The organism is Pseudoxanthobacter sp. M-2 (genome assembly GCF_046156265.1).
Lineage (GTDB): Bacteria > Pseudomonadota > Alphaproteobacteria > Rhizobiales > Segnochrobactraceae > CAMDHY01.
This window is the reverse complement of record NZ_JAWDIR010000033.1, coordinates 157,109-171,854: the sequence shown is the minus strand read 5'-3', so window position 1 is coordinate 171,854 and position 14,746 is coordinate 157,109. Positions and strand designations below refer to the sequence as shown.

Sequence of the window (14,746 nt, the reverse complement as noted above, 5' to 3'; positions counted from 1 at the left end):
CCCCATCCCTCGGGAGCTCCCGTCCGCGTGGCTGTTGCTCAGGCGGCGATCTTGCCGCAGCTCGCCAGCACCCGGCCGACCTGGCGGCGCAGCTCGACGAGGCTGAAGGGCTTCGCCACGACGACGCGCACCACCGAGGCGAGACCGGCCGCCACCTCGCGGCGCTCGGCATAGCCGGTCATCAGCACGATCGGCAGTTCGGGCTTCGCAGCGTGGGCGGCGTGGGCGAGCGCGATGCCGTCGAGCTCCGGCATGGTGATGTCGCTGAGGAGCAGGTCGAACGGCTCCCGCGAGCCGGCCAGCACCTCGAGCGCCGTCGAGCCGTCGGCCGTCTCGACGATGTCGTGGCCGTCGAGTTCGAGCGCCCGGCGCACGAACCGCCGGACCGCCTCGTCGTCCTCCGCCAGAAGGATGCGTGCCATCAGAGACTGCTCCCGTCCCGCGGTGCGAGCCCTTTCCGGACCCGACCCCCGTGCGGCGACACGAGGACCATCCGCCGCCGCCGGTTAACGAGCGGAAAAGACGAAGGGTTGCGGGTCCTTGGGCTCCCGGGTTGCGGAAGGCGCGGTTAATCTGCGATCACCGCTTTCGCCGCAATTGCCCGTCATGGCCGGGTGCCGACGCGCGCGGCCCCGGCGACCGGCCGGTGACTGCCCCTTCCGTCCCCGCGCTGGGAGTCCTCACCGCGTGATCCGCTTCGAGAACGTCGGACTGCGCTACGGCATGGGGCCGGAGGTCCTGCGCGACCTTTCCTTCCACATCCCGGCACGGTCGTTCCAGTTCCTCACCGGCCCGTCCGGCGCCGGAAAGACCTCGCTGATTCGCCTCCTGTTCCTGTCGCTGCGGCCGACGCGGGGGCTGATCCGCGTCTTCGGCCGCGACACCGCCACGGTCTCGAAGACGGAGCTGCCGACGCTGCGGCGGCGCATCGGCGTCGTCTTCCAGGACTTCCGCCTGCTCGACCACCTGACCACCTACGAGAACGTCGCGCTGCCGCTGCGCGTGCTCGGGCGCGACGAGAGCGACTACCGCCACGATGTCAAGGAGCTCCTGCGCTGGGTCGGGCTCGGCGAGCGGCTCGACGCCTTCCCGCCGGTGCTGTCGGGCGGCGAGAAGCAGCGCGTGGCGATCGCCCGCGCCCTCATCACCCAGCCGGAGATGCTGCTCGCCGACGAGCCGACCGGCAACGTCGACCCGCCGCTCGCTCGCCGGCTCTTGCGCCTGTTCATCGAGCTCAACCGCCTCGGCACCGCCGTCATCATCGCCACCCACGACATCGCCCTGATGGATCAGGTCGACGCCCGCCGGCTCGTCATCACCGACGGCCGCCTCGAGATCACGCGGTGACGGCACCGGATCCTCTCGCCCGCGCCGGCACGCCGGCGGCCGGCCGCCGCCCGGCCGTTCCGCCGGGCCTCGCCCGCTTCCTGCCGTGGAGCGACCGGCGCGCCCACGCCGGCCAGACGCCGATCGTGCCGCCGGGCGCAGTGGCGAGCCGCGCGCTCGTGCTCGTCATCGCGATCATGGGCTATCTCGCCAGCCTCACCGTCGGCGCCGTCTCGGTGGTCGCCGACGCCGCCGCATCCTGGCAGTCCGACATCGCCCGCGAGGTCACCATCCAGGTCCGCCCTCGCGACGGCGTCGACCTTGCCGCGGCCACGGAGCGGGCGGTGGAGCTCGCGCGCGCCATGCCGGGGGTCGGCACGGTGCACGCCCTGACGACCGAGGAGACGCGCGGCCTGGTCGAGCCGTGGCTCGGCACCGGCGTCGACCTCGAGGCGCTGCCGGTGCCCCGCCTCGTCTCCGTCGAGATCATCGACGCCGAGCGGGCGGATCTCGCCAAGCTCGCGACCGACCTCGCCGCCGCCGTCCCCGGCGCGAGCGTCGACGACCACACCGCCTGGGCGGCCCGGCTCGCCGGCCTCGCCACCACGGCGGTGCTGGGCGGTCTCGCCATTCTCGCGTTGGTGCTGGCCGCGATGGCGCTTTCCGTCGTCTTCGCCACCCGCGCGGCGATCGCCTCCAACCGCCAGGTGATCGAGGTGCTGCACTTCGTCGGCGCCGAGGACCGCTTCATCGCCGCCGAGTTCGGCCGCCACTTCCTCGTTGTCGGGCTGAAGGGCGCGCTCGCCGGGGCCGTCGCAGCGGCGGCGACCTTCGGGCTGCTCAGCCTCGCCGGCAGCGTCGAGGGCACCGACCCGACGGCCGACCTCTTCGGCACCACCGCGATCAGCCTCACCGGCTATCTCGGCGTCGCCGCCATCGTGCTGGTGGTGACGGTTCTCACCACCGCGACGTCGCGGCTGGCGGTGCAGCGCCACCTCGCGACGCTCGCCTGAGCGGGCCCGCCACCCGGGCCTCCGGGCCGCAGGAAGTGCCTCGCCGCAGACGCATTTCCGCGCTAGCTTGATGTCATGTCCGTGACCGGCTGGCCCGATACGACACCAGACGTGCCCGCTCGACGCGACACCCCTCCGGCCGACCGGCCGGTCCGGGGCGTGCGCTCGTGGGGCCGCGTGCCGCGTGCCATGCTCGCTGTGGCCGGGCTCGCCGTGGTCCTCGTCGGCGGCGACTTCGCCCATTTCGTCTGGACGGTGACCACCGCCGCACCCCCCACGGATGCCCGCGCCGACGGCATCGTCGTGCTCACCGGTGGCGCCGAGCGCATCCCGAACGGCATCGCGCTGCTGGCCGCCGGACGCGGCTCGCGGATGCTGATCTCCGGCGTCAATCCGCAGGTGAGCGAAGCGGCGGTGGCGAAGGACAAGCCCTCGCTCGCCGCCTTCAACGGCTGCTGCGTCGATTTCGGGCGCGAGGCGGCCGACACCATCGGCAACGCCGCCGAGGCACGCAAATGGGTGGAGGCGCACGGCTTCCGCTCGGTGATGGTGGTGACCAGCGCCTACCACATCCCGCGCTCGCTCGCCGAATTCTCCGAGGCGCTGCCCGACCGCACGCTGATCCCCTATCCGGTGGTGCGCAGCGAGCTCGAGCTCGACGCCTGGTGGCGCAATCCCGCCGCCGCGAGGCTTCTCGGCGCCGAGTATCTGAAGTATCTCCTCGCCCGCGCCCGCCTCCTCGTCGAGCGCGCCGGCGGTCCTTCCTCCGGTGCGGACCGGTCTACGACGTTGTGAGCGGGCTCCGGTTCTCCGGGCCAGACGCCGCCGATCCCTCGCTGCCGGTTCTCCCTCGTGCTCGTCGTTCTCCGCTCGCTCGCCTTCACGGTCATGCTCTACGGCTTCACCTGGCTGATGCTGCTGGTGATCTGGCCGTTCTTCCTGCTGCCCGACCGGCGTGCCTGGCCGCTGGTCAAGCTGTGGGGGCGGATCGTCGTCTGGCTGCACCGCGTCGTCGGCGGCACCCGCGTCGAGTGGCGGGGGCTCGAGAACATCCCCGAGGGCGGTTTCCTCGTCGCCGCCAAGCACCAGGCGATGTGGGAGACCTTCGCCCTCATCCCGATGTTCGATTCGGCCGCCTTCGTGCTGAAGCACGAGCTCGGCCGCATCCCGATCTTCGGGTTCGGCACGCGCCAGATGGGGATGATCGCCATCGACCGCAGCGCCGGGGCGCGTGCCCTCATCGAGATGACGCAGCGGGCGAAGCAGGCGATCGCCGAGGGCCGCCAGGTGATCATCTTCCCGGAGGGCACGCGCACGCTGCCGGGGGGGCCGCCGGCCTACAAGGTGGGCGTCGGCTACATCTACGAGGCCTGCGGCGCGCCGTGCCTGCCGGTCGCCCTCAATTCCGGCCTCTACTGGCCGCGGCGCTCGTGGCTGCGCTACCCGGGCACGATCATCGTCGAGTTCCTGCCGCCGATCGCCCCCGGCATGCCGCGGCGCGAGTTCCTCGCCAAGCTGGAGCGCGACATCGAGGACGCCTCCGATCGGCTGATCGCCGAGGCGGCGGCCAGCCGGCGGCCACCGCCGATCCCCGCGCGCGCCGAGCCCGCCGCGCCATCCGCCTGACCGACGGCCCCGGCATCGCCGCGGCCGCCAATCCGGAGACCGTCCCGTGCAGCTGACCGGCATCCACCACGTCACCGCCGTCTCCGCCGACGCGCCCGGCAACCACGCCTTCTACACGGGCGTGCTCGGCATGCGCCTCGTCAAGAAGACGGTGAACCAGGACGACGTCACCGCCTATCACCTGTTCTACGCCGACAAGCACGGCTCGCCCGGCACCGACCTCACCTTCTTCGACTGGCCGGCACCACCGGAGCGCCGCGGTGGCCGCACCGTCACGCTGACCGGTCTCAGGGTCGCCGGCGAGGGCGTGCTCGACTGGTGGCGCGCGCATCTCGCGAGCGCCGGTGTCTCGGTCGCCGAGCCGACGGTGCGGGACGGCCGCGGCGTGCTCGACTTCACCGATCCGGAAGGCCAGCGCCTCGCCCTCGTCGACGACGGCGGCACTGGGCCGGCCCATCCGTGGGAGAAGAGCCCGGTGCCGGCGGAGCGGCAGATTCGCGGCCTCGGCCCGATCACCCTGACGGTGCCGGAGCTCGCGCCGACGGCGACGGTGCTGACCGAGGTGATGGGGATGCGGGCCGTACGCGACTATCCCGACCCGGTATCGCCGAACCACCGCGTCCACGTCTTCGAGATGGGCGAGGGCGGGCCGGGGGCCGAGCTCCACGTCGCCGTGCGGCCGGACCTCACCGTCGCCCGCCCCGGCGCCGGCGGGGTCCACCACATCGCCTTCCGTGCCCCGGACGACCGCGAGCATCGCGCCTGGGTGAAGCGGCTCGCCTCCTTCGGGGTGCCGAACAGCGGCGTCGTCGACCGCTTCTATTTCCGCAGCCTCTATTTCCGCGAGCCGGGCGGCATCCTGTTCGAGATCGCCACCGACGGGCCGGGCTTCGCCGCCGACGAGCCGGCCGAGACGATGGGCACGAAGCTCGCCCTGCCGCCCGCCTTCGAGCCGCATCGCCGCGACATCGAGGCGGGCTTGAAGCCTCTCTGATCCGTCGCCACTTGATTTGGATGGGCCGGCATCACGGGTCCACCTAGGCTCGCGCAATCGTCGGCCGAGTTCAGGTGCGGTTCATCTTCTAAGCCGTAGGACTCGATTATTCGAAGCGTTTGAGAACCAAACGTGCTTCGCCGGCGTTTCACGGCGACAACCTGACAAGAACGGGAGGCGCAGTGATGCGCAAGATGATGTTGATGCTGGCCGCCGCGCTGATCGCGACGGCGCCCATCGCGGCAACGGTCACGGCGACGCCCGCTGCTGCCCAGCAGAAAGAGATCAAGAAGCAGGGCGGCAACAAGGCCGGTAACCGCAAGGCGCAGAATAACCGCAAGGTCGCCCCGCGCGGTAACGCCAACCGCTCGAAGAACGTCAATCGTTCGAAGACGGTGCGGACGTCCAACACCCGCAAGGTGACGCAGACGTCGGTGCGGCGCGGCAACCCGCGCAACAACAACCGCTACGCGAACAACCACAATCGCAACCGCAGCTACAACAACAACCACCGCCACTACAACAACAACAAGCGCTACTATTATCGTCGCGGCTACGGCTGGGGCTGGTGGGCGCCGAGCGCCTTCGCGGCCGGTGTCGTTGCGGGTGCCGTGGTGGCCGCTCCTGTCTACGCCGCTCCGAGCGTGACCTACTACGAGGGTGCCGCCGGTCGGGTCGAGACCCGCGCCAACGGTGCGGTGCCGTCGGCGGGCGGGTACGCGCCGTTCTCGCCGGGCTGGTACGACTACTGCTCGTCGAAGTACCGCTCGTTCGACCCGAACACCGGCACGTACCTGGGCTATGACGGCCTGCGGCACTACTGCCAGTAACCGGCCTCTCTCCATCCGCGACAACACGCGGAATTGCGGCGGCGCCCTTCGGGGCGCCGTCTGCGTTTCCGCCGCAGCGCGAACCCCCTACCATCGAGCCGCCTGACCGGCGGTGGCCCCCGATGCCAGCCCGCCGGTCCCTTCTTCCGCTGGAACGACAGGAGCCGCACCCGTGGCCGAGATCCAATCCTCCCGCATCGTGCTGGCGAGCCGCCCCGAGGGCGAGCCGAAGCCCTCCGACTTCCGCCTCGAGCGCGCCCCCGTCGCCGCGCCCCGCGAGGGCGAGGTGCTGCTGGAGACGCTGTGGCTCTCGCTCGATCCCTACATGCGCGGGCGGATGAGCGCGGCGAAGTCCTATGCCGCCCCGGTGGAGATCGGCTCGGTGATGGAGGGCGAGGTGGTGGCGCGCGTCATCGCCTCCCGCCACGCCGACTACAGCGACGGCGACCTCGTGCTCGCCCGCTCCGGCTGGCAGTCGCATTCCGTGCAGCCGGCGTCGGCGGTGCGGCGCGTGCCGGACGCCGCCGAGCCGATCTCCACCGCGCTCGGCGTGCTCGGCATGCCCGGCCTCACCGCCTATGTCGGCCTCGGCAACATCGGCAAGCCGCAGCCGGGCGAGACCGTGGTGGTGGCCGCCGCCACCGGCCCCGTCGGCTCGGCCGTCGGCCAGATCGCAAAGCTGCGCGGGGCGCGGGCTGTCGGCATCGCCGGCGGCGCCACCAAGGTGCGGGCGCTGACGGAAGAGTTCGGCTTCGACGCCGCCCTCGACCACCGCGCCCCCGACTTCCGCGAGAAGCTCGCGGCCGCCTGCCCGGATGGCATCGACGTCTATTTCGAGAATGTCGGCGGCGGGGTCTTCGACGCGGTGCTGCCGCTGCTCAACACCTTCGCCCGGGTGCCGGTGTGCGGCCTCGTCGCCCACTACAACGATACGGCCCCGCCGCCCGGCCCGGACCGCGTGCCCGGACTGATGCGCGCCGTGCTGTCGAAGCGGCTGACGCTGCGCGGCTTCATCGTCTACGACTTCGCGGCCGACATCCCGGATTTCGAGCGGGAGATGACGGCGTGGGTGCGCGACGGCAAGGTGCGCTACCGCGAGGACGTCGTCGACGGGCTGGAGAACGCGCCGGAGGCGTTCATCGGCCTCCTGAAGGGCGACAATTTCGGCAAGCTCGTCATCCACGTCGCGCCGTAGCGGCACCGGCGGCGGCGGCCCCCCCTCGGGCACGGCCGCCGTCAGTCGGTGAGGCACCAGAGGCGGTAGCCGTCCTCGGTGAGCTCGGCGCCCTCGAGCTCCTTCTCGAAGCCGGGGAATGCTCGGCCGAAGGCCTCCAGCACGCGCATGTAGCCGAGCCACGGGCCGTCGGCGGGGCCGAAGTTCTCGCCGGGCAGCACGATCGGGATGCCGGGCGGGTAAGGGATGATGCCGACCCCCGCCACCCGGCCAGCCGCGTCCTCGAGCGGCAGCTGGACGGCGTCGCCGGCGAACAGCGCCGCGTTCGCCCGCCGCGGCGCCATTACCGGCGCCGGCAGCGCCGTGAAGGCGCGCGCCTGCCACTCGTCCATGCGCGCCGCCCGCATGTGCTCGAACATCTCGTCGGCGAGCCCCTTCAGCCCGAGCCGGCCGTAGCGCTTCGGCGACAGCGCCACGAGGTCCGGCAGCACGTGCTTCAAGGGCATGTCGGCGTCGTAGTCGCGCTTGAAGTTGAGCAGCGTGTTGATCAGCGTGCCCCATTTGCCGCGCGTCACGCCGATCGAGAACAGGCAGAGCACCATGAAGTCGGTGGTGCGCGAGGGGATGATGCCGTGGCGGTGCAGGTAGGCCGTCAGCACCGGGGCGGGGATGCCGGTCGCCTCGAGGTGGCCGTCCTCGCCCATGCCCGGGCAGACGATGCCGGCCTTGATCGGATCGAGCAGGCACCAGCCCTCCGGCAGCCCCTCGAAGCCGTGCCAGCTCTCGCCGGGGCGGAGCAGCCAGCAGGACGGGTCGGTGGCGAGCCGCTCGGGCGACACCTCGGTGAACGGCACTGGTTCGCCGGTCTCCGCGTCCGGCACCGTCGGGGCATTCCAGGGATGGAAGAACCAGTCGCCCTTCTCCGCGAAGCTCGCATGGGCGCGCTCCAGCGACTGGCGGAAGCGGATCGCCTCGTCGATCACCTCGCGGGTCAGCGCAAGCCCGCTCGGGCCCTCCATCATCGCCGCGCCGATCTCGTTGGAGGCGATCAGCGCATAGAGCGGCGAGGTGCTCTGCTGGGCCATGTAGGCCTCGTTGAACACCGAGTGCGGGATCGCCCGCCGGCCGTCGCGGACGTGCACGTAGGAGGCCTGCGAGAGGGCTGCGAGCAGCTTGTGGGTCGACTGGGTGGAGAACACCGTCGGCCCGGCCGGATCGTGCTCCCCGGGATCGCCGCGCATGGCGAAGCGGCCGGCATAGAGCGGGTTGAAGCGGGCGTAGGCGTACCAGGCCTCATCGAAGTGGATGCGGTCGGCGCTCTCAGCCAGGCGCGCCTCGACGCCCTCGGCATCGTAGCAGAGGCCGTCATAGGTGCAGTTCGTCACCACCGCGTAAGCCGCGTCGGGGCCGGAGGCCTCGCCGCGCAGGGGATGTGCGTCGAGGCGGGCGCGGATCTCGGCCGGCTCGAACTCGGATGGCGGGATCGGCCCGATGATGCCGTAGCGGTTGCGGGTCGGCCGGAGGAACAGCGGGATGCCGCCGGACAGCACCAGCCCTTGCTCGACCGACTTGTGGCAGTTGCGGTCACAGATCGCGAAGGCTCCGTCGGGCACCGCCGCCGACATCACCGCCCGGTTGGCGCCGGAGGTGCCGGTGAGCATCGAGTAGCTGCGGTGGGCGCCGAAGATGCGCGCCGCATAGGCCTCCGCCTCGCCGACCGGGCCGGTGTGGTCGAGCAGCGAGCCAAGCGCGCTGCGCTCGATGCCGGTATCGGAGCGGAACAGGTTCTCGCCGAAGAAGTCGTAGAAGATCCGCCCTTCCGGCGTCTTGGTGAAGGCGACGCCGCCCTGGTGGCCCGGCGCCGCCCACGAGTACTCCGACGTCTCCATGTAGGTGAACAGCGCCTGGGTGAACGGCGGCAAGAGGTCGTGGAGGTAGCGCTTGATCGCTGCCACGACCCGCCCGGCGATGAAGGCGGCGGTGTCCTCCAGCATCCAGACGAACTCGTTGGCGAGCGACATCACCTCGACGGTGAAGGCCTCGCCGTCGGCCCGGTCGGCCATCAGCACGACGGGCATCTCGGCGTTGCGCGAGCGGATCAGCCGCAGCAGCGACAGGCCCTCGGGATGGCCGCCCGCCGCCTCGCTCGCCCGCGTCCAGTCGATCAGCACCGCGTCGAGAGCGGCGTCGGAGACCACGGCAGCCTCGCCGTCGGCGAAGCTCGTCGCCTCGACCACGGCGACGCCGCGCTCTGTGAACTCGCCGACGAGGTCGCGCACGGCGCGGCCGCCGAAGCCGGTCGGGTCGGCGAGCTTGTCGTCGACAATGAGCACCTTGTGGCGTTGCCGCTTGGTGGTGCGCTCGAGCATGGAGGCCTCTCGTCTCCGCGCCGGCGGCGGCTGTCCGCGCCCCGACGTCCGGGCGCGACCTTACCGGCGCGACGTGACGCGGTCACGTCCGCGGACGGAGGGACGGTTCGCCTGACCTGGTGGAATCGAAGGTGGAGGCGGTCGTGGCCGGCGCGTCAGGAGCGGACGAGCGGCTGCCCCGAACTGATGCGCGCAAGGCCTTCCTTGGCCGGCGTGCTGGTCGGCCGCAGACCGAGCGCCCGGTTGTAGGAGCTGATGGCGGCATCGCGGTCGCCCAGCGTCTCGTAGGCGAGGCCGCGGTTGATCCAGGCGTCCGTATAGGCGCGATTGATGGTGACGGCGGCCGTGAAGTCGTCAGCGGCGGCCTTCGGGTCGTTCGTCGCGAGCCGCGACAGGCCGCGGCCGTTGTAGGGCTCGGCGGCATTCGGATCGAGGCCGATGGCGGTGGTGAAGTCCTCGATCGCGAACGAATGCTGCCCCTGCGCCTGGTAGATCAGGCCGCGGTTGTGGAAGGCGCGCGGATCGAAGGAGTTCAGCCGGATGGCGGCGTCGAAGTCGGCCAGCGCCAGGTCGAAGCGGTTGCTCTGGCGGTAGATGTTGCCGCGGCCGACATAGGCGGCGTCGTAGTTCGGGTTGATCTGGATGGCGCGCGAATAGTCCGACAGCGCCCGGTCCAGCTGGTTGAGGTTGCGGTAGGCGAGCGCCCGGTTCGCGTAGGCCTGGAAATAGTCCGGCTTCAGGCGGATCGCCATGTCGAAGTCGGCCAGCGCCGACTTGAGGTCGCCGCCGCGGGCGTAGGCGGCGCCGCGGATATTGTAGGCGGTCGGGTCGCGCGGGTTCTGTTCGACGACGGCGGTGAGCGAATCGATGTTGACCGCCGCGGTCGCCCGGGCCGCCACCGAAACGGGCGGGCCGGAGGCCGAATCGGATGCCTGGCAGCCGGCGAGCGCCATTGCGCACAGCACCGCGGCCGCCCCGCCGCGACGGAGCGCGGCGCGCGGACGATCCGCGATCACTGAGGAGATCGGCCGGTTCAGGTCAGGCAAGGGTTCGCCCCCGTCACGCATGGCGGCACGTTCGCAGCCAAATGCGACCAGAAGGTGCCCGGTCAGCGGGCCGGGGGCAGGCGCCGCCGTGGTCGCGTCGTCGCGAGACGGCGTCGTGCCGAACGCTCAGCGCGTGACCGGCTTCGGCTTGCCGGGGATCAGGCCCTCGCGCTGGGCGCGCTTGCGGGCGAGCTTGCGGGCGCGGCGCACGGCCTCCGCCTTCTCGCGGGCCCGCTTCTCCGACGGCTTCTCATAGTGGCCGCGGAGCTTCATCTCACGGAAGATGCCTTCACGCTGCATCTTCTTCTTCAGCGCCTTGAGCGCCTGGTCGACGTTGTTGTCGCGAACGAGAACCTGCACGCGTCGTGTCCCGTCTTGGTTCAATTCTGGGGGGAGCGCCGCGCCGGGAAACCCGGTCTGGAGCTCGCTCTCGACGCAATGATGCGCGAACGACATTCGCTCGCGCGCCGCCTTGACGTCGCTCGATGGCGGGGTCGATAGCAGAACGGGCGGGCCCTGTCCACGCCGCTGGCGCGGATTCCGCGCGCCGGCGCTATCGCAGGCGGTTGACGTGGCCCATCTTGCGGCCCGCCCGGATCTCGCGCTTGCCGTAGAGGTGCAGCCGCGCGCCCGGCTCGCCGGCGATCTCGCGCCAGGCTTGCGCATCCGCGCCGATGAGGTTCTCCATCTCGACGGCCGAGAACCGCCGCGGCGCGGCCAGTGGCCAGCCGGCGACGGCGCGCACGTGCTGCTCGAACTGCGAAACGCTCGCCGCGTCCTCGGTCCAATGACCGGAATTGTGGACGCGCGGCGCGATCTCGTTCGCCACCAGCCGCTCACCGCTCGCATCACGGACGAGGAAGAGCTCGACCGTCAGCACGCCGACGTGGCCGATCGCGTCGGCGACCTGGACCCCCAGCGCCGCGGCGGCCGCTGCCGTCTCCGGCGCCATCGCCGCCGGCACGACGGTGCGGCGCAGGATGTGGTGCTCGTGGTGGTTCTCGGCGACGTCGAAGGCGGCGGTGCCGCCATCGAGGCCGCGGGCGAGCACGATCGAGCATTCGAGCGAAAACGGCACGAAGCCCTCGAGGATCGCCGGTGCCGCGCCGATCGCCGTCCACGCCGCGGCGGCATCGAAGCCCTCGCGCAGCATGGTCTGGCCCTTGCCGTCGTAGCCGAGCCGGCGCGTCTTCAGGACTGCAGGAAGGCCCAGGGCGGCCGCGGCGTCTGCGAGGTCCGCCGGGCCATCGATGGGGCGGAACGGCGCCACGGCGATCCCCAGCCCCTCCAGAAAGCGCTTCTCGACGAGGCGGTCCTGCGAGACCTCGAGCGCCCGCACCCCCGGCCGCACCGGCACGATGGCCGACAGCAGGGTTGCGGTGGCGAGCGGCACGTTCTCGAACTCGTAGGTGACGGCGTCGACGCCGGCCGCGAACGTCCGCAGCGCCGCCTCGTCCTCGTAGGCGGCGACCGTATGGGCTGCCGAGACGTCGAAGGCGGGGCTGTCGGGATCGGGGCAGTAGACGTGGGTGCGCAGCCCGAGACGGGCGGCGGCGAGTGCGATCATGCGGCCGAGCTGACCGCCGCCGAGGATGCCGAGGGTGGCGCCCGGTGCCAGCACGCGGCCGTCGTCGCGGCCGGCGGTCGCCACCGCGCTCACAGCCCGTCCGGTCGCTCGGCGACCGCCGACGACTGCCGCTCGCGCCAGGCATCGAGCCGGCCGGCAAGGCCCTCGTCGGTCAGCGCCAGCACGGCGGCGGCGAGCAGCGCGGCATTGACGGCGCCCGACTTGCCGATGGCCAGCGTGCCGACCGGGATGCCGGCCGGCATCTGCACGATCGACAACAGGCTGTCCTCGCCGGAGAGCGCCTTCGATTCCACCGGCACGCCGAAGACGGGCAGCGGTGTCAGCGCGGCCGTCATGCCCGGCAGGTGGGCGGCGCCACCGGCGCCGGCGATGATGATCTTGAAGCCGGCCGCACGGGCACCGCGGGCGAAGTCGTAGAGACGCTCCGGCGTGCGGTGGGCGGAGACGATGCGGGCATCGTAGGCGACACCCAGCGCATCCAGCGTCTCGGCGGCGTGGCGCATCGTCGGCCAGTCGGAGGCGCTGCCCATGATGATGGCGATCGGCGGCGTGTCGGAGACGGCGGCGGACATGACGGGGCGCCCCGGCGGCTGGCCTCGCAGGCCAGGGTGGCCGCGGGAAGCCGCGCCATTATCGGAACTGCCGGGACCGCGCAAGCGCGCTCGCCACGGCGCGTGCCGCTCAGGCGCTGATGTCGGGCAGGAGTTGGTCCTCGAGGAAGCCGATGCGGTCCTTCAGCGCGAGCTTGCGCTTCTTCAGCCGCTGCAGCTGCAGGGAATCCGCCGCCGCCTTCTGCGACAGCGCCTCGATCGCCGCGTCGAGATCGCGATGTTCCAGCCTGAGCTGGGCGAGCTCGAGGCGCGCGGCCCGCTCATCCTCTTCGTTCAAGCGCACCGCGTCCCTGTTCGATCTCGCCGCAGACCCCCGAACCATAGCAAATCGCAGCGGTTTCGGCAGCCGTCATAGCCTTTCCCAAGCCGCGTCAGAACGGCTTGAACACCACCAGCCCGACGATGAAGACGAGCAGCACAGCCGGCACCTCGTTGAGGATGCGCCAGGTGCGCGCCGACACCGTGTTGCGGTCAGCGGCGAACTTGCGCACCGCACCGGCGAGATAGCCGTGCATCCCCGACAGCACCAGCACGAGCGCGAGCTTGGCATGCAGCCAGCCGGACGAGAAGAACCCCGCCTCGTAGGCGACCCACAGGCCGAACACCCAGGTGGCGATCATCGAGGGCGTGGCGATGCCCTTCAGCAGCCGCCGCTCCATCACCTTGAAGGTTTCGGAGGTCGGCGAGCCCGCCGGTACCCCGGCGTGGTAGACCATCAGGCGGGGCAGATAGAGCAGCGCCGCCATCCAGGCGATCACCGCCAGGATGTGGAGCGTCTTCGCCCAGAGATAGAGATCCGCCATTCTCTCAGCCCCGCGCCCGAACGCGGGCAACGACGCGCTCGACGTTCTCGATCGGCGTTTCCGGCGTGACGCCGTGGCCGAGATTGAAGATGAACGGCCGTCCCTCGAAAGCATCGAGGATGCGGTCGACGGCGGCGTCCAGGCCCCGTCCGCCGGCGACGAGCCGCATCGGGTCGAGATTGCCCTGCACCGCCACCCGGTCGGGAAGCTGGCGCGACGCCGTGAACGGCGTGCTCCAGTCGAGGCCGACCGCGTCGACGCCGGTGGTGGCGGCATAGGCGCCGATATAGGCCCCGGCGCCGCGCGGGAAGCCGATGATCCGCGCACCCGGCCGCGCCCGGCGGACGTTTTCGACGATCGCCGCCGTCGGCGCCATCGACCACGCCTCGAAGCCGGTCTGGTCGAGCGCCCCCGCCCAACTGTCGAAGATCTGCACCGCATCGGCCCCGGCATCGAGCTGGGCGATCAGGTGACGCGACACGGCCTCCACCAACAGTGCGATCAGCCGGTCGAAGCCCTCGGGGTCACCGTAGGCGATGCGCCGCGGCACCGCCTGGTCCGGGCTGCCGCGCCCGGCGGTCATGTAGGTGGCGAGCGTCCACGGCGCGCCGGCAAAGCCGAGCAGCGTCACCTCCGGCGGCAGCTCGGCGCGGACCCTGCGAAGGGCCTCGTAGACCGGCGCGAGATGGCGCTCGAGCCGCTCGAGGCTGAGCTGGCCGACGTCGGCGAGCGCCAGCGGATCGAGCCGCGGACCTTCCCCCTCGACGAAGCGGACCCGCTGTCCGAGCGCATCGGGGATCACCAGGATGTCGGAGAAGATGATCGAGGCATCGAAGCCGAAGCGGCGGATCGGCTGCAGCGTCACCTCGACCGCGAGGTCGGGGTTGTAGCAGAACGCCAGGAAGTTCGGCGCCTGCGAGCGCACCGCCCGGTACTCCGGCAGGAATCGGCCGGCCTGGCGCATCAGCCAGATCGGCGGCGTCTCGAGGCTCTCGCCCGCAAGCACCTGCATCAGCCGCCGGGGCGGCGTGGCGGTGTCCTCGCGCCGTCCACCGGCGCCCTCTTCAAAGGAATCCATGGTTAATGATTTCTTAATGCTTCTCTTAGGCGGTGGATTACCGGGATTGTCGGTTTCCCACAATCTCGGCGGCGGGCGGCGGCGGCGGCTCGCGGCAGTGGAGGAGATCTGTCCCCGCTGCCGGAGGCGTCACGAATTTCTCAACCGGTCCAAGCCGTTCGGCGACCTCTCCTGGCCGGCTAGGTCGGCCGCGGGCTGGGGAGCGGCTGTGGACATCACGAGGACGAACCTAGAGTGTCCCCGACGTTGCGAACAGCGCCGTTTCACGTCCCCGCCGAGGCCCGCCTG

The 14,746-nt window shown here is 71.4% G+C and carries 16 protein-coding genes; 7 read left to right on the top strand and 9 right to left on the bottom strand.

Annotation, left to right across the window (positions count from 1 at the left end; all coding sequences use genetic code 11):
- Positions 1 to 38 precede the first annotated feature (38 nt).
- Entirely contained in the window at positions 39 to 422 is a 384-nt protein-coding gene (locus tag RUR49_RS15875) for a response regulator (protein WP_409147362.1), read from the bottom strand.
- A 265-nt stretch (positions 423 to 687) separates the two neighbouring features.
- Between RUR49_RS15875 and ftsE the strand changes: the two genes are divergently transcribed.
- The 7 genes from ftsE to RUR49_RS15840 all read left to right on the top strand — a co-directional run bounded on the left by ftsE (position 688) and on the right by RUR49_RS15840 (position 6,984).
- Positions 688 to 1,347 (top strand): cell division ATP-binding protein FtsE, encoded by a 660-nt coding sequence (gene ftsE / locus RUR49_RS15870; RefSeq protein WP_409147361.1) that lies wholly within the window; start codon positions 688 to 690, stop codon positions 1,345 to 1,347.
- Positions 1,344 to 2,339, top strand: a complete 996-nt coding sequence (locus tag RUR49_RS15865; protein WP_409147360.1) for a cell division protein FtsX — start codon at positions 1,344 to 1,346, stop codon at positions 2,337 to 2,339. Before ftsE ends, RUR49_RS15865 begins: the two co-directional genes overlap by 4 nt.
- Positions 2,340 to 2,450: 111 nt before the next feature.
- Complete coding sequence (locus RUR49_RS15860) at positions 2,451 to 3,134, top strand: YdcF family protein (RefSeq protein WP_409147359.1); 684 nt, start codon at positions 2,451 to 2,453, stop codon at positions 3,132 to 3,134.
- 57 nt (positions 3,135 to 3,191) lie between these two features.
- A complete protein-coding gene (locus RUR49_RS15855) occupies positions 3,192 to 3,965 on the top strand; it encodes a lysophospholipid acyltransferase family protein (RefSeq protein WP_409147358.1) in 774 nt (257 codons plus the stop codon).
- A gap of 46 nt (positions 3,966 to 4,011) precedes the next feature.
- Complete coding sequence (locus RUR49_RS15850) at positions 4,012 to 4,959, top strand: ring-cleaving dioxygenase (protein WP_409147357.1); 948 nt, start codon at positions 4,012 to 4,014, stop codon at positions 4,957 to 4,959.
- Positions 4,960 to 5,144: 185 nt separating this feature from the next.
- A complete protein-coding gene (locus RUR49_RS15845; RefSeq protein ID WP_409147356.1) occupies positions 5,145 to 5,789 on the top strand; it encodes a BA14K family protein in 645 nt (214 codons plus the stop codon).
- 172 nt (positions 5,790 to 5,961) lie between these two features.
- Entirely contained in the window at positions 5,962 to 6,984 is a 1,023-nt protein-coding gene (locus RUR49_RS15840; RefSeq protein WP_409147355.1) for an NADP-dependent oxidoreductase, read from the top strand.
- 41 nt (positions 6,985 to 7,025) lie between these two features.
- On the opposite strand, the gene RUR49_RS15835 is transcribed toward RUR49_RS15840, so the two are convergent.
- The 8 genes from RUR49_RS15835 to hemE all read right to left on the bottom strand — a co-directional run bounded on the left by RUR49_RS15835 (position 7,026) and on the right by hemE (position 14,458).
- On the bottom strand, positions 7,026 to 9,332 hold the full coding sequence (locus RUR49_RS15835) for an Orn/Lys/Arg decarboxylase N-terminal domain-containing protein (protein ID WP_409147354.1): 2,307 nt from the start codon (positions 9,330 to 9,332) through the stop codon (positions 7,026 to 7,028).
- A gap of 155 nt (positions 9,333 to 9,487) precedes the next feature.
- Entirely contained in the window at positions 9,488 to 10,378 is an 891-nt protein-coding gene (locus RUR49_RS15830; protein WP_409147353.1) for a tetratricopeptide repeat protein, read from the bottom strand.
- 126 nt (positions 10,379 to 10,504) lie between these two features.
- A complete protein-coding gene (rpsU, locus tag RUR49_RS15825) occupies positions 10,505 to 10,738 on the bottom strand; it encodes a 30S ribosomal protein S21 (RefSeq protein WP_409147352.1) in 234 nt (77 codons plus the stop codon).
- A 193-nt stretch (positions 10,739 to 10,931) separates the two neighbouring features.
- Positions 10,932 to 12,038 carry a 5-(carboxyamino)imidazole ribonucleotide synthase gene (locus RUR49_RS15820; RefSeq protein ID WP_409147351.1) on the bottom strand — a complete coding sequence of 369 codons (1,107 nt, stop codon included), beginning with the start codon at positions 12,036 to 12,038 and terminating at the stop codon, positions 10,932 to 10,934.
- Entirely contained in the window at positions 12,035 to 12,538 is a 504-nt protein-coding gene (purE, locus tag RUR49_RS15815) for a 5-(carboxyamino)imidazole ribonucleotide mutase (protein ID WP_409147350.1), read from the bottom strand. The genes RUR49_RS15820 and purE overlap by 4 nt, the downstream gene beginning before the upstream one ends.
- A 109-nt stretch (positions 12,539 to 12,647) precedes the next feature.
- The gene (locus tag RUR49_RS15810) at positions 12,648 to 12,854 is read right to left on the bottom strand and encodes a YdcH family protein (RefSeq protein WP_409147349.1); all 207 of its coding nucleotides are present in this window, start codon (positions 12,852 to 12,854) and stop codon (positions 12,648 to 12,650) included.
- 94 nt (positions 12,855 to 12,948) lie between these two features.
- Positions 12,949 to 13,380 (bottom strand): protoporphyrinogen oxidase HemJ, encoded by a 432-nt coding sequence (hemJ, locus tag RUR49_RS15805; RefSeq protein ID WP_409147348.1) that lies wholly within the window; start codon positions 13,378 to 13,380, stop codon positions 12,949 to 12,951.
- 4 nt (positions 13,381 to 13,384) lie between these two features.
- Positions 13,385 to 14,458 (bottom strand): uroporphyrinogen decarboxylase, encoded by a 1,074-nt coding sequence (hemE, locus tag RUR49_RS15800; RefSeq protein ID WP_409147347.1) that lies wholly within the window; start codon positions 14,456 to 14,458, stop codon positions 13,385 to 13,387.
- Positions 14,459 to 14,746: the final 288 nt, after the last annotated feature.